Origin of the sequence: Pseudomonas antarctica, assembly GCF_900624995.1 — a bacterium.
In the GTDB taxonomy this organism is placed as follows: domain Bacteria; phylum Pseudomonadota; class Gammaproteobacteria; order Pseudomonadales; family Pseudomonadaceae; genus Aquipseudomonas; species Aquipseudomonas antarctica.
The window spans coordinates 62,533-77,494 of record NZ_UYXQ01000003.1 but is presented as its reverse complement, the minus strand read 5'-3'; the positions used below and the strand labels follow the sequence as shown (position 1 = coordinate 77,494).

Here is a 14,962-nt window from a genome sequence, read left to right as displayed (position 1 = left end):
AGTACTGAAAACCAATGTGGGAGCTCCATTTTTTCAGGGGGATTCGGGTTACTTCTTCGCGATGATCACTGCCCGCATCGGCGCCGGCAGCCCTTCAAGGGTCTTGCTGTGATCGTCCGGATCCAGGAAATCACTCAGCGACTGGAACTTCATCCACGGCGTCCGGCGCTGTTCCTCGACCGTGGTCACGCTGACGTCCACACAACGCACTTCGCTGAACCCCGCGCGGCGCAGCCACAGCATCAGCGCTGGCACCGACGGCAGGAACCACACGTTGCGCATCTGCGCGTAGCGGTCCTCCGGCACCAGCACCTGCTGCTGATCGCCTTCGACCACCAAGGTTTCGAGTACCAGTTCGCCGCCTTTGACCAAGCAATCTTTCAACGCCAGCAAGTGCTCGATGGGCGAGCGACGGTGATAGAACACGCCCATGGAAAACACCGTGTCGAAGCCCTCCATGTTCGGCGGCAGGTCTTCAAACGGAAACGGCAAGTGCCAGGCCTTCGGCGCCGACAAATAGCGCTGCACTGCCTGGAACTGGCAGAAAAACAACCAGTTCGGGTCCACGCCAATCACGCTATCGGCACCGGCGCCGAGCATGCGCCACATGTAGTAACCGTTACCGCAGCCCACATCGAGGATGCGCTTGCCTGTCAGATCCAAGTGCGGCGCAACCCGCGACCACTTCCAGTCCGAACGCCATTCGGTGTCCACGTGCACGCCGAACAGGTGGAATGGGCCTTTGCGCCACGGGCTCAAGCCCATCAACGCGGTGTGCATTTGTGCGCGGGTGGCGTCGTCGCAATCGGTGTCGAGGGTCAAGCCGTTGAGCAAGTCGACCTCGCTGGGCTGAATGTTTGGCAGCGCATCCAACGCACTCTGCCAACGCTCAAGGTCGCCATGGCCCTTTTCCATCTTGCTATCGAGTTGTGCTTGCAGGCCCTGGGCCCACACGGCCAAGGGAGTGCCGACCAGATGGCGGGCGAGGGGGGACAGATCAATCATGGCAAGGCAATCAACGAGGCAAAGTTAAGACACTGGAACCACGGCACGACTTTCGAGAACCCGGCCGCCAGCAGGCGTTCGCGGTGTTCTTCGAGGCTGTCGGGCTTCATGACATTTTCGATGGCGCTGCGCTTCTGGGCGATTTCCAGTTCGCTGTAGCCGTTGGCGCGCTTGAATGCGATGTGCAGGTCGGTGAGCAACGCGTGTTCTTCGGGGTCATTGAAACGCAGCTTTTCCGAGAGGATCAACGCACCGCCGGGCAGCAGCGACTGGCGGATGCGCCCGAGCAACGCCAGGCGCTCATCGGGAGCGACAAATTGCAGGGTGAAGTTCAGCGCCACCACCGAGGCCGGTTGGAACTGCAACGCGAGGATATCGCCCTCAATCACCTCAACCGGCAGCAACTCCTGGAACATTGAGTCCTGGCCATTGAGGTATTCGCGGCAACGCTCGACCATCGCCGCCGAGTTATCCACCGCAATCACCCGGCAGCCGTCGGTACGCACATGGCGGCGCAGCGCTTGGGTGACCGCGCCGAGAGACGAGCCCAAGTCGTAGAGCACGCTGTTGGGTTGGGCAAATTGCGCTGCGAGCACGCCGAGGTTCTCGACGATGGTCGGATAACCGGGCACCGAGCGCTTGATCATGTCCGGGAACACCCGCACCACGTCCTCGTTAAAGGCGAAGTCTGGCACCTGGGGCAGGGGCTGGGCGAATAGGCGATCGGGTTCTTTGCTCACGGCTGTTCCGGCGACGAAGGGGGAAAGGCCGGCATTTTAGCCAAGTTGGCCCTCGGATGCGCGGGTTGTCTGATGGAAAGCCGAGGCGGTGATGCCCCACTGACCGAGCCAATACGTGGTAATCAACAAATACGGTGCCGCTTCAAAGCCAACCACAAACCGATTGATGCCGATGAGCGTGTCGGAAAATACAAACGACACCGCACCCGCCGCCGCCAGCAGTGCCGAGCGTTTCGGCACATCACTGCCCAGTCGCGCCAACGCACGCCAGAGCATGGCGCTGATCACCAGCGCATACACCACCACTGGAATCAGCAATTCGCCCAGGCCATGGGAAATCAGGATGCTTAGCAAGATGGCGCCCACGCCCAGTGCCAATACCAATGGCAGCACTGCCAGGCGGCGGCAATCACTGAAGTAGGCTTTCAAATACGCCAAGTGCGCGAACAAAAAAGCGCCGAGGCCGAATATAAACAGGTCGCCCGGCCACGCGAGCAACACATCGCCCACCAAGGAAAAAATCAGCCCCAAGCTGATCCAGCGTCGATAGTCGGTGGGCGGCGCATCATGCAACCAGCCCAGCAGCGCCAATACCGGCAGCGGTTTGACCAGCAGGCACAGTAAGGCCGCATGGGTGCTCAGGCCGTAGATAAACGTGCCGGCGCCCATCAACGCAAGAATCAGCCACGGCATATCAGTTCACCGTAATGGCGCAGTCGAAGGTTTCGGCGGGCTCGGCTTCCGGTTCCCACGGTTGCTGGGAGGTCAGGCGCAAACGGCCCTGGCCGGCCGCGAAGGCCTGGAAGCGCCAGGTCGACTGGCCGCCACCACCGATCACACCGGATTCCGTGCTGCTGTAAACCTCAGGGCTGAGTGCACGCAGCACACCGCCGGCGGAGTCCTGGATGGCCCAGCGGTAACCGGTGGTGGGGTTGCTCGGTAAGGTGAGGGTCAGGTTTTGCCCGGATTTAAGCTGGAGCGGGCAGGCGCTCTGGTTTTCCACTGTGACGTTTTGCTTGGGGGCACTGGCGCACGCGGCCAGCAGGGCAAGGCTCAAGGGGAGAAGCAGGCGGGCAGCGGTCATGGGGGCTCCGTTGTGTGGCGACGAAGGGCGAGCATAACCGAAGATGAGGCAAGGTGTGACAAGCGGTCTACATGATGACCTTGTTTGATTGTTCCCACGCTTTGCGTGGGAATGCAGCCCGGGACGCTCCGCGTCATACGAGCGGACGCAGAGCGCCCAGAGAGGCATTCCCACGCAGAGCGTGGGAGCGATCGATCAGAAGAGCACCTTCGCCACATCCGCAAAGCGCTTGGCAAAGTGCACGGTCATGCCTTCTTTCAGGTACTCCGGCAGCTCTTCAAAACTGCCTCGGTTTGGCTCCGGCAAGATCAGCTCATGAATTTTCTGGCGCCGCGCCGCAATCACCTTCTCACGCACGCCGCCAATCGGCAGCACATGCCCGGTCAGCGTCAGCTCGCCGGTCATGGCCACGCCTTTTTTCGGCGGCTGGTTGCGCGCCAGCGACAGCAGCGCACTGGCCATGGTTACACCCGCACTCGGGCCGTCCTTTGGCGTGGCGCCTTCCGGCACGTGCAAGTGCACGAAGGCTTCGTCGAAGAACTTCGGATCACCGCCAAACGACTTCAGGTTCGAGCTGATGTAACTGTAGGCAATCTCGGCGGACTCTTTCATCACTTCACCTAACTGCCCGGTGAGCTTGAAGCCGCGATTGAGCGTATGGATGCGCGTCGCCTCGATCGGCAAGGTCGCGCCGCCCATGCTGGTCCAGGCCAGGCCGGTGATCACGCCGGTGCCGGACAACACTTGTTCATTGCGGAACACCGGCATGCCCAAGGAGCTTTCCAGGTCCTTGTTGCCGATCTTGATCACCGAGTCCGGCTCGTCCAGCAGCTTGACCACGGCTTTACGCACCAGTTTGCCCAGCTGTTTCTCCAACTGGCGCACCCCGGCTTCGCGCGCATAGCCGTCGATCAACGCGCGCAGGGCGCCGTCGCTGATGCTCAGGTTGTTTTTCGACACGCCGGCTTTTTCCAGCTGTTTGGGCCACAGGTGGCGCTTGGCGATGGCGACTTTTTCTTCGGTGATGTAGCCCGACAGGCGAATCACTTCCATCCGGTCGAGCAGCGGGCCGGGGATTGAGTCCAAGGTGTTCGCCGTGCACACGAACAGCACCTTGGACAGGTCCAGGCGCAGGTCCAGGTAGTGGTCGAGGAATTCGACGTTCTGTTCCGGGTCGAGGGTCTCCAGCAGCGCCGACGCCGGGTCGCCCTGGAAGCTCTGGCCCATCTTGTCGATCTCGTCGAGCATGATCACCGGGTTCATCACTTCCACATCTTTGAGCGCCTGCACCAGCTTGCCGGGCAGGGCGCCGATGTAGGTGCGGCGATGGCCCTTGATCTCGGCTTCATCACGCATGCCGCCGACGCTGAAGCGGTAGAATGGCCGGCCCAGGGACTCGGCAATTGATTTGCCGACACTGGTTTTGCCCACGCCCGGCGGGCCGACCAGCAGCACGATGGAACCGGCGACTTCGCCTTTATAGGCGCCCACCGCGAGGAACTCGAGGATGCGGCTCTTAATGTCATCCAGGCCCGCATGGTGTTTATCCAACACTTTGCGCGCGTGTTTCAGGTCGAGCTTGTCTTTGCCATACACGCCCCACGGCACTGAGGTCGCCCAGTCCAGGTAGTTGCGGGTCACGGCGTATTCCGGCGAACCCGTTTCCAGGATCGACAGTTTGTTCATTTCTTCGCTGATGCGTTTTTGCGCCTGGGTGGGCAGTACTTTGCCGACCAGGCGTTGTTCGAACTGCTCGACGTCCGCACTGCGGTCGTCCTTGGTCAAGCCCAACTCTTGCTGAATGACCTTGAGCTGCTCTTTGAGGAAGAACTCGCGTTGGTGCTCGCCGATCTTGCGGTTCACCTCGGCCGAGATTTCTTTTTGCAGGCGCGCGACTTCGACTTCCTTGCGCAGCATCGGCAGCACTTTTTCCATGCGCTTGAGCATGGGCACGCAGTCCAGCACTTCCTGCAGCTCATTACCGGTGGCCGAGGTCAACGCGGCGGCGAAGTCGGTGAGCGGCGACGGGTCGTTGGGGCTGAAGCGGTTGAGGTAGTTCTTCAATTCTTCGCTGTACAGCGGGTTGAGCGGCAGCAGTTCCTTGATCGCATTGATCAGCGCCATGCCGTAGGCCTTGACCTCGTCGGTCGGCTCGGTCGGCTGGTGCGGGTATTCGACTTCCACCAGGTACGGCGGGCGATGGTGCTTGAGCCAGGTCTTGATGCGCACGCGGGTCAGGCCCTGGGCGACGAATTGCAGCTTGCCGTTCTCGCGGCTGGCGTGGTGCACCTTCACCAGTGTGCCGTACAGCGGCTGGCTGGAGGTATCGAAGTGGCGTGGGTCTTCCGGCGGCGTGTCCATGAAAAACAGCGCCAGGGAATGGTGGTCGGATTTGCTCACCAGTTCCAGGGTCTCGGCCCACGGTTCTTCATTGACGATCACCGGCAGCACTTGCGCCGGGAAGAACGGCCGATTGTGGATCGGAATGATGTAAACCTTGTCCGGCAGGTTTTGCCCCGGCAGGGCCAGGCCGGTGTTGGACGATGTTTCGTGTTCAGCATTTTCCGGATCGGCGTAATCGTTGAGGTCGATGTCCGGGAATTCTTGCTGGTCGCTCATGGGGGCACCTGCATAAGGAAGTATGCAGGTTAGATGGGGCGGTGCAGCGGTGGTTTCAATGGCCGGGCGCAGTTAGCAACATATTGCATAATATTTTCGACAGCGGCGCTTTACGCCTGTGGGAGCTGGCTTGCCTGGGTTTAGGTAGATTGGGTACATATCCGTTGCTGCGGTAACGGCTGCTATTGGTTCCGCTCTTACAGCGGGTCACTTTTGGAAAAGAGCCCGGAATGCCGGCCCAGCCAAAAGTAACCAAAAGGGCTCTTGCCCCACCACTCGTTGCCTCGCCTAGGCTCGGCATGCCAGAACGAAGGCTTGAATCCGTGGGTAACCCGACGTCCTGCCGGGTTACCCACGGATTCAAGCCTGCGTTCGGCCAGCGTGGTTAACGGGGCGCCTAAGATCAAGATCAAAAGCAAGAGCACGGCGGCCTAGTAGCCGAGCTGAGTGGTTGAAGCAAAAGCAGGGCAGAAGCAGAGCACCACCCTATCTAGCTGATGTAATCAGATCCCAATGTGGAAGCGGGCTTGCTCGCGAATGCGGTGGGTCAGTTACACATGAGCTGACTGACCCACCGCATTCGCGAGCAAGTCGAGTCGTCGCACCGCCGCTCCCACAATTTTGACCGAGTTTAGCTGCCAGCACCGCAGTGCTCTGCTTTTCTGTGGGTGCAGGCTTGTCGGATCGCCGCACCGCTGCGATGCAGACACCTCGGTCCATCAAGTACACCGAGTTGATGCCATCGCAAGCAAGCCCGCTCCCACATTTGATTGAGTTTAGTTTCAGAGATCAGGTTGGCTGTCAGGCCGTCTTGGCTTCGCTTTTGATCTAACCACTCAGGTCGGCTACTAGGCCGCCGTGCTCTTGCTTTTGATCCTGATCTTAGGCGCCCCGTTAAACCACGCTGGCCGAACGCAGGCTTTGGAGCGTGGGTAAACCGGCAGGACGCCGGTTTAGCCGCGATGGGCCAAGGATGGCCCATGGCGGCGGCCCACGGTCCAAAGCCTGCGTGAGGGCACACCGAGCCTAGGCGAGGTGCCGAGTGGTGGGGCAAGAGCGTTTTGGTTACTTTTGCGCTCTTTCAAAAGTGACCCGCTGTAAGAGCGGAACCCATAGCCGCCGTTACCCAAATAACGGATATGTACACAGCCGCCAGCTGCCAGCCTTCAGTCAAACTTGTAACTGATCGCGGTCTGCACCTGCCCCTGATTCACATCCCCTTTTTCCTTAACAATGGTGCTGTTGGCCGCCGACCCCACCAAGTGCGTCCAACTGGCGCTGGCCAACAACGACCAATGCGTCGCCAGCGGAAATTCAAAACTCTGGGTCAACGTCAGGTTCTGGAACCCCGCACTGGCGTTATAGGCGCGAATGCCCGAGGCCGCGGACTCCTTGTCGTCGACACCAAAAAAGGTCTGCGTCTGACGGGCGTCGGCAAAATGCGCCATCAGCCCAGTGCTGCCGATGATGCCGCCACCGAGCGGGTAGCCCAGCTCGCCGCCGAGTTTGCCCAGCACACCACTGTGATCACGGCTGCCGCCCACCGCCTGGCCGACCTGGGCGTACACACGCCAGAACTCAGCCGGTGCGTATTGAATGAAACCGCCAACCTCAGCCATGTCCGGTACATCGCGCAAACCGCGCAGTGAGCCATTGGCTGTGCGGCCCGGCAGGTAGTTGATGTACGGGCCGGCGGTAATGCCGTTGGTATTGAGCGCGCTCCAGGTCAGGCCGTCGTCGGTACCCAGGTTGACACTGCCCCAGTCCAGGTCGAAGTAGGGAATCGGCTGGGTTTCGTAGCGGCTGCCGGTGGGGTCGTGGGGTTGGTAACTGACGCCTGCACCCACTTCGCCGGTGATGCCTTCGGCGGCTGCCGAGCTGGAAAAGCTCCACAGCCCAAGCAAACCGACGAATACAGCAGAAGTAACCTTGACCATGGAGCGTTTCCTTATCTGAACGTGCGCGCATTCACGCGCGAAGGGCATCCCTGAGGCAAGCACTCATCTTCTTTGTAGCAAGCTACAAAAATTGTAGCTCCTGCGACACATTTCACTCAGAACAACGGCCAAAGCCCCAGCCCCACTGGGCTTTAACCTGTTGGCACAGTCCCTGCTATATCCCTGTAGCAAGCGCATTTAGCGCGCTCATCTTCAAGCCCTCCAACTCAAGGACAGGCAATGATCCAGTGGCATATCGTGTGCGACTTCGACGGGACCATCACCCCCACCGACGTCATCGACAACGTCCTCCAACGCTTCGCCGGCGAAGAGTGGGAAACCATCGAACAGGAATGGCTGGATGGGCATATCGGTTCACGCGAATGCCTGAGCCGCCAACTGGCGCTGATTAAAGCGACCCCGGCTGAACTGCTGGCGTACTTCGACAGCGTCGAGATCGACCCGGACTTCCCGGACTTTGTCGATCACGTCATGGGCCTCGGTGCGACCATCGAAGTGGTCAGCGACGGCATCGAACAAGGCATCGCGCGCATCCTGTCGCGCAACTACGTGACCTTGCTGCCGATCCTTGCCAACCGCCTGCGTCAGGTCGACCAGAACAGCTGGCGCATCGACTTCCCCTATTCCAGTGATGCCTGCCGTGCCGCTTCCGGCAACTGTAAGTGCAAATCCACCCCGCGCAACAAGCGCGTACTGGTGATCGGCGACGGCAAGTCCGACATGTGCGTGGCCTCTACCGCCGACTTCGTCTTCGCCAAAGGCAGCCTCGCCAAGTACTGCGAAGCCAACAACATTCCCCATGCGCGCTTCGACACGTTCGCCGAATTGCCCGCATTGCTGGCAGTGCTGCCACAAGGCATCGCCGCTAACTCAAATACTTTTACTGCCGACAATCAGGAACTCTTCCACCATGTCTGATATCCGTATCGCCACTGCCGAAGACCAGATCCTTCTGGATAAAGAAGCCAAGTACTGCTCCTACGGCGACACCGTTCACTACATCGAACCACCGCGTATTTTCAGCCGTTGCGAAGGCTCCTATGTGTGGGACACCGAAGACCAGGCCTACCTCGACCTGCAAATGTGGTACTCGGCCGTTAACTTCGGTTATGCCAACCCTCGTCTGAACAACGCGCTGAAACAGCAGATCGATACCCTGCCGCAAATCGCCAGCCAGTACCTGCACAAAGGCAAGATCGAGCTGTCGGAAATGATCGCGGTCGACGCCAAGAAAAAATTCGGCCTCGACGGTCGCGTGCACTTCAACGTTGGCGGTTCGCAGTCCATCGAAGACTCGTTGAAAGTGGTGCGTAACGCCTCCAACGGCAAGAGCCTGATGTTCGCCTTCGAAGGCGGCTACCACGGCCGCACCCTCGGCGCCTCGTCGATCACCTCGAGCTTCCGTTACCGTCGCCGTTACGGCCACTTCGGCGAACGCGCCAACTTCATCCCGTTCCCGTACCACTTCCGTGGCCCCAAAGGCATGACGAAAGAAGAATACGGCAGCCACTGTGTGCAGCAGTTCGCCCGTTTGTTCGAGACTGAATACAACGGCGTCTGGGACCCGAAAACCAACCAGTGCGAATACGCAGCCTTCTACGTCGAGCCGATCCAGGGCACCGGCGGCTACGTAATTCCGCCGATGAACTTCTACCGCGAACTCAAGCACGTGCTGGACCAACACGGGATCCTGATGGTCTCCGACGAAATCCAGATGGGCTTCTACCGTACCGGCAAGCTGTGGTCGATTGAGCACTTCGACGTGCAGCCGGACGTAATCGTTTTCGGCAAAGCACTGACCAACGGCTTGAACCCACTGGGCGGCATCTGGGCACGTGAAGAGTTGATCAACCCGAAGATCTTCCCGCCAGGTTCGACCCATTCCACCTTCGCCTCTAACCCACTGGGTACGGCGGTAGGCCTGGAAATGTTCAAGATGACCAGCGAAGTCGACTACGGCGCGATGGTTATGGCCAAGGGCAAATACTTCCTGGAAGGCCTGCAAGACCTGCAGAAACGTTTCCCGATCATCGGCGACGTCGACGGTCTGGGCCTGGCACTGCGCTGCGAAATTTGCGGCCCGGATGGCTTCACGCCGGACAAGGCGACCCTGGATTACATGGTCGAAGAAGGCATGAAGGGCGACATGGTTGTGGATGGCCAGAAACTCGGCTTGATCCTCGACGTGGGCGGCTACTACAAAAACGTGATCACCCTGGCACCGTCGCTGGAAATCAGCTACCCGGAAATCGACTTGGGCTTGAAGCTGCTCGAGCAACTGCTGGTTCGGGCGACCAAACGGTGAATACGTCCGGGATCGACCTCGGTGAAGGTGATGCCGGCTTCGTTCTCGGTGAAGGTCCGGTCGGGATCCTGTTGATCCACGGCCTGACCGGCACCCCGACGGAATTGCGTCAGGTCGCCAAAGGGTTGGCCAAGGTGGGTAACTGCACGGTGTATGTGCCCACCCTGGCCGGCCATTGCGGCGATAACAGTGACCTGCAAGCCACCGGCTGGCTCGACTGGTACGAAGGCGTACGCAAGACCTTCGCACAGGTTAAGCAGCGCCACGAGCAGGTGTTTGTCGGTGGCTTGTCCATGGGCGCGGTGATGTCGATGTATGTGGCCGCCGAGCACCCGGGCCAAGTCGCCGGGCTATTGATGTATTCCACGACCTTGAAGTACGACGGCTGGAGCATCAACAAGCTGGCGTTCCTGACGCCCTTGTTGATGAAAATCCCCTTTGGCGTGCACATCTGCCGCTTTGAAGAGAAGCCGCCTTACGGCATCAAGAACGAGCGCCTGCGGGCCATCGTCGAGCGTCAGATGAAGGAAGGGGAGAGCAGCGAGGCCGGTTTGCTGACCATGGAGGGCATCACGGTGCGCGAGTTGCACCGCATGAACGCCGTGGTCAAAAAACGCATGCCCGAGGTCAAGGTGCCGGCCCTGGTGTTGCACTCCATCGAGGACGACATCACCAGCCGCTGGAACGCCGACTACGTGGAACGCCACTTGGGCGGCCCCGTGACCAAAATCCTGCTGGACAACTGCTACCACATGATCACCGTCGACCTGCAGTACCGTCGTGTGATCGAGTTGAGCGCCGAGTTTGTCGAGCAACATGCCGAGTCTATCCAGGCCCCCGTAGACTATCGACAGCGGGCATAAGCCTAAGGACGCGACGTGATCACCGCCCAAGCCTTTTCGACCATCCGGGCCATCCCGCGCAGTGCCTGGAACGACTGTTTTCCCGGAGCGCTGGAGGATTGGGATTTTTACGTCGCGGTGGAAAACGCCGCTATCGATGATTTCAAATGGCGTTACCTGGCTGTTTACGACGATGAAACGCTGGTGGCAGTCGCCGCCGCGTTCATCACCTATTATCGCCTCGACACCACGGTGTCGGGTGCAGGCAAGCGCTTTACCGAGCGCCTGGAGCGACTGTGGCCGGGTGTTTTGCGGTTGCAGTTGTATGCCATCGGCTCGCCGATTGCCGAGCGCTGCGATGCAGGAATCGCCAGTAGCGTTCCCGAGGCGCTGCGCCCGCTGTTGATCAAGCACTTGCTTGAGGCTGCACGCCAAGATGCCCAGGCATTCGGGATTGGCCTGGTGGCGGTCAAAGACGTGCCGACCAATGACCCGCACTGGGCAGACAGTTGCCGCGTTGCAGGGTTTCAGAGCATGCCGAGCCTGCCCAGCGGGTTATTGGCAGTGCCTTACGGTTCAGTGGACGCCTACCTGGGGTCGCTGTGCAAGGCGACCCGTAAAGACCTGCGCCGCAAGTTGCGTGCGCCGGGCCCGCGGGTGGAGTGGCGGCGCAACATTGATGATGTGCTGCCTGCGGTGATGCGCCTGTACCAAGACACTTTGTGTCGTGCCGATTTACAATTCGAGCGTCTGCCGGCGAGTTACTTCACCGGCATTCTGGAACGCCTGGAAGGGCGCGCGGTCTGTGCTCTTTACTGGGTGGACGAGCGACTGGTGGCATTCAATTTGGTGCTGTTGGACCAGCACCGTTTGATCGACAAGTTTTTTGGGCATGACAGTGAATTCAGCCGCGACTACCACTTGTACTTCAGGAGCTGGCTGACCAATGTCGATTACTGTATTCAGCACAATATTCCCGTTTACGAGTGCGGTCAGGAAGGGTATGCCAGTAAGCTGCGTCTGGGTTGCGAGTTCCGGGGTAACAGCATGTTCTTTCGTCACCGTAATCGGCTGGTCAATGGCCTGCTCAAACTCGTAAAAATGTATATAAGACCGGATCGATCCGACCCTGCCATGGCTGCTGCGATAAGCGAAACCTGATGATCACCAAGACCCGCCAGAAAGCCCGCCCCTTTGCCATTTCGCGCTGGAGCGTCCAGCGCAAGCTGGTGCTGGCGTTCTGGCTGGTCAGCGTCATTCCTACCATGATCGCCGCCGAGCTGGCGGCGACCACGCTGTCGCAGATTTTCGACAGTAACGTGCGCATCTGGCTGCAGGAGTCGACCAAAATCGTCAAGGACGAGATTGGCGACATCCTTCATGACAACGCGCGCATGGCCAAGCTCTTTCTGCGTTACACCAGCCCGCCCTCGAGCCGGCAAGCTGCCAAGCATGACCGGCTCACGGCCGATATTGCCGAGGCCACTGATATCGATGTGGTCTCGCTGATTCGCATGAGTGACCACAAGATTGTGTTCAGTACGGCGCCCGACGATGTCGTCAAGCAGATCAACCTGACCAGCAATGCGGTGTTGCAAACCATCCAGGTGGCTGGCGTGAGTACGGGGCTGGTGGTCTCGACGTTCGAAACCAACCAGGAGGGCGTCGACTACGTTTTGTTGGTGGCGACTTACCTGGACAGCAGTTTCCTCACCAGCGTGGCCGATGTGCACTCCCTCGATCTGCGTCTGTACCTGGCCAACCCTTCGGGTTTTAACGAAATATTCTCGACCCAGCGTTTCGAAAATCACCCTTCGCGCATCCCCAAGAATGTCGAAACGGCTATGCGCGCCACCAAACAGCCGAGCGAGCAGTTCACCAACAACTACAGCGGTTTGTATTGGCCGATCTTCAATGACGCCGGCGACCTGCAAGGCGTGATCTTCAGCGGCTTGCTGCGCCATACCAGCCTGGTGGGGCTGGTGAACCAGAGCAACCTGTTCGTGCTGATTTTCCTGCTCAGTTCGGCGTTGTCCCTGGGCGCCGGCGTGCTGGTGTCGCGGCGTCTGACCAAGCCGCTGCGGGACTTGTCCCAAGGCGTGGACGCGGTGATCTCGGGCAATTATGAGCACCGCGTGCTGGTCAGCGGTGGCGACGAGCTGGCGCAACTGAGCAGCACGTTCAACCACATGACCGAGCGCCTGGGTGAACTGCATCACCTCGAGGCTCAGTTGCGTCGCCGTGATCGGCTGCACGCGCTGGGCGAAGTTGCCATGGGCCTTGCCCACGAAATCCGCAACCCGTTGGGTATTATCAAGACGGCTACCCAACTGCTCCACCGTCGCGCGGACTTGCCGGAAACCGACAAGCGCCACCTGGAATACGTGATCAGCGAGGTCAGTCGCATCAATGACCTGATCACCGAGTTCCTCGACTTCGCCAAACCCAACCTGCCGCTGCGGGTGCTGCAGAGCGCGCGCGCACTGGTGGAAGAAATCCTCGGCTTCTGCAGCCCGGAGTTGTCCACCCATAACATCGATGCGCACATTGATGACCAAGCACCCGGTGCGACGATCTATGCCGATGCCAAACAGCTCAAGCAGGCGTGCCTCAATCTGATTCTCAACGCCATCGATGCAATGCCGGCAGGTGGACGCCTGACCTTAGGCATTCGTAGCGTGGGCGGCAATACGGTGATCAGCATCGCCGACACCGGCCAAGGCATTCCGGCGGACATGATCGAGCGGATCTTTACGCCGTTTGTCACCACCAAGGCCTCGGGTACAGGCTTAGGCCTGGCCAAAGTCTATTCGATCATGGAAAGTCACGATGGCAGCATCGAATGCGCCAGTGAGAAAGATGCCGGCGCCACCTTCAGCCTGTACATTCCGGCCCAAGGTGACGACGACGGCGACGATGAGGACGGTCATGACGCATAACGTATTGGTAGTCGACGACGAGCCCAAGCTCTGCGATTTGCTGTCCTCGGCATTGAGCCAGAACGGCATTCAAGTGTTCACCGCGAGCAACGGCCTGCATGCACTCAAAGTACTGGAGCAGGAAGACATCGACCTGGTGATCAGCGATTGGCGCATGCCGGGCATGGACGGCCCGGCGCTGCTGGCCGAGATAAAAGTGCGTTTCCCGCAATTGCCGGTGATCGTGATGACCGCCTACAGCACGGTGAAAAACGCTGTGCAGTCGATGCGTAATGGCGCTTATGACTACATTGCCAAGCCGTTCGATATCGACGAGCTGGACATTACCGTGGCCAAGGCCCTGCAGTTTCGCGACATTCTGCGCGACAACGCGCGGCTGCGCGCCGAGCTTGATCACCATGCGCAATTCGACAGTCTGGTCGGCGACAGCCCGGCGTTTCGCCAAGTGTTGCACGCGATCGACTCGGTACGTGACAGTAACGCAACCATCCTGCTGACGGGCGAAAGCGGCACCGGCAAGGAGATGGTTGCCCGTGCGATCCACAAGCACGGCAGCCGCGCCGACAAGCCGTTCGTGGCGGTCAATTGCGCAGCCATCCCCGAAGGTTTGCTGGAAAGCGAGATGTTCGGTCATCGCAAGGGCGCCTTCACCGGCGCTGTGGCGGACCGGGTAGGGCGCTTTATGCAGGCCGACAAAGGCACGCTATTCCTGGATGAGGTGGGTGATATGCCCTTGGCGCTGCAGGCCAAGATTCTGCGCGCCTTGCAGGAGCGGGTGATCGAGCCGGTGGGCGACCCGCGCGAGCGCAAGGTAGACGTGCGGGTGATCGCCGCCACCAACAAAAACCTGCTGGATGCGGTGGCCAATAAAGAGTTTCGCGAGGACCTGTATTACCGCCTCAATGTGTTCCCGATCCCACTGCCAGCCCTGCGCGAACGTGCCGAGGATATCGTGCCCCTGGCCCGACATTTCGCCCAGACCCTGAGCGCCACCGCCGGCAAACGCATCACCGGTTTCAGCCCCGAGGCGTTGCAGGCCATGGCGGCCTACAGCTGGCCGGGCAATATTCGTGAACTGCAAAACTGCGTGGAGCGCGCGACCATCGTCGCGGCGTCGCCGGTGATCGAAGACATCGACCTGCCGGCGTATTTGTTTGCGTCCAGGCCCGCCGAAGGTGGCCTCACGGCACTGTTGGGTGACAACCCAAGCGTGCCTTCGGACCTGGATGCGGCCCTGGCGGAGGTCGAGAAAACCTACATTCTGGCGGCGTTGCATGAGAGCAACGGCGTGCAGGCGGCGGCCGCGGCGAAGATCGGGATTTCCGAGAGGAGCTTCTGGTATCGGTTGAAAAAGCTGGGGATTCAGGTCGACAAGATCGTGCGGTGAGATTGCTAACCCAATCTTCAAGACAACGCCGATCAAATGTGCGGGCTTGCTCGCGAAAGCGGTCACTCAGTCAGCGGATGTAT

12 protein-coding genes are annotated in these 14,962 nt (G+C 59.9%); 6 read left to right on the top strand and 6 right to left on the bottom strand.

All coding sequences use genetic code 11. The features are described from left to right. Positions 1 to 48 precede the first annotated feature (48 nt). From cmoB to E0F99_RS03240, 6 genes are all read right to left on the bottom strand, one after another. Positions 49 to 1,005, bottom strand: coding sequence for a tRNA 5-methoxyuridine(34)/uridine 5-oxyacetic acid(34) synthase CmoB (gene cmoB / locus E0F99_RS03270; RefSeq protein ID WP_083359972.1), 957 nt, complete (start codon positions 1,003 to 1,005; stop codon positions 49 to 51). Further along, positions 1,002 to 1,745: a carboxy-S-adenosyl-L-methionine synthase CmoA gene (cmoA, locus tag E0F99_RS03265; protein ID WP_083359971.1), complete on the bottom strand. Its 744-nt coding sequence runs from the start codon at positions 1,743 to 1,745 to the stop codon at positions 1,002 to 1,004. The genes cmoB and cmoA overlap by 4 nt, the downstream gene beginning before the upstream one ends. Positions 1,746 to 1,781: 36 nt before the next feature. Then, positions 1,782 to 2,438 (bottom strand): lysoplasmalogenase, encoded by a 657-nt coding sequence (locus E0F99_RS03260; protein WP_130908701.1) that lies wholly within the window; start codon positions 2,436 to 2,438, stop codon positions 1,782 to 1,784. A gap of 1 nt (position 2,439) precedes the next feature. After that, positions 2,440 to 2,829, bottom strand: coding sequence for a protease inhibitor I42 family protein (locus E0F99_RS03255; RefSeq protein WP_083359969.1), 390 nt, complete (start codon positions 2,827 to 2,829; stop codon positions 2,440 to 2,442). Positions 2,830 to 3,024: 195 nt separating this feature from the next. Further along, positions 3,025 to 5,448, bottom strand: a complete 2,424-nt coding sequence (lon, locus tag E0F99_RS03250) for an endopeptidase La (protein ID WP_083359968.1) — start codon at positions 5,446 to 5,448, stop codon at positions 3,025 to 3,027. A gap of 1,166 nt (positions 5,449 to 6,614) precedes the next feature. After that, complete coding sequence (locus E0F99_RS03240; RefSeq protein ID WP_083359927.1) at positions 6,615 to 7,385, bottom strand: MipA/OmpV family protein; 771 nt, start codon at positions 7,383 to 7,385, stop codon at positions 6,615 to 6,617. 240 nt (positions 7,386 to 7,625) lie between these two features. On the opposite strand from E0F99_RS03240, the gene E0F99_RS03235 reads away from it, so the two are divergent. Genes E0F99_RS03235 through E0F99_RS03210 form a run of 6 tightly spaced genes read left to right on the top strand, consistent with a single transcriptional unit; the run spans position 7,626 to position 14,879 of the window. Next, positions 7,626 to 8,324, top strand: coding sequence for an MtnX-like HAD-IB family phosphatase (locus E0F99_RS03235; protein WP_083359926.1), 699 nt, complete (start codon positions 7,626 to 7,628; stop codon positions 8,322 to 8,324). Then, positions 8,317 to 9,711, top strand: coding sequence for an aspartate aminotransferase family protein (locus E0F99_RS03230; RefSeq protein WP_083359925.1), 1,395 nt, complete (start codon positions 8,317 to 8,319; stop codon positions 9,709 to 9,711). Before E0F99_RS03235 ends, E0F99_RS03230 begins: the two co-directional genes overlap by 8 nt. Continuing rightward, a complete protein-coding gene (locus E0F99_RS03225; protein ID WP_083359924.1) occupies positions 9,708 to 10,574 on the top strand; it encodes an alpha/beta hydrolase in 867 nt (288 codons plus the stop codon). Before E0F99_RS03230 ends, E0F99_RS03225 begins: the two co-directional genes overlap by 4 nt. 15 nt (positions 10,575 to 10,589) lie before the next feature. Next, positions 10,590 to 11,714: a GNAT family N-acetyltransferase gene (locus tag E0F99_RS03220; RefSeq protein ID WP_083359923.1), complete on the top strand. Its 1,125-nt coding sequence runs from the start codon at positions 10,590 to 10,592 to the stop codon at positions 11,712 to 11,714. Further along, the gene (locus E0F99_RS03215) at positions 11,714 to 13,492 is read left to right on the top strand and encodes a sensor histidine kinase (protein WP_083359922.1); all 1,779 of its coding nucleotides are present in this window, start codon (positions 11,714 to 11,716) and stop codon (positions 13,490 to 13,492) included. The genes E0F99_RS03220 and E0F99_RS03215 overlap by 1 nt, the downstream gene beginning before the upstream one ends. After that, positions 13,482 to 14,879: a sigma-54-dependent transcriptional regulator gene (locus E0F99_RS03210; protein WP_083359921.1), complete on the top strand. Its 1,398-nt coding sequence runs from the start codon at positions 13,482 to 13,484 to the stop codon at positions 14,877 to 14,879. The genes E0F99_RS03215 and E0F99_RS03210 overlap by 11 nt, the downstream gene beginning before the upstream one ends. Positions 14,880 to 14,962 lie beyond the last annotated feature (83 nt).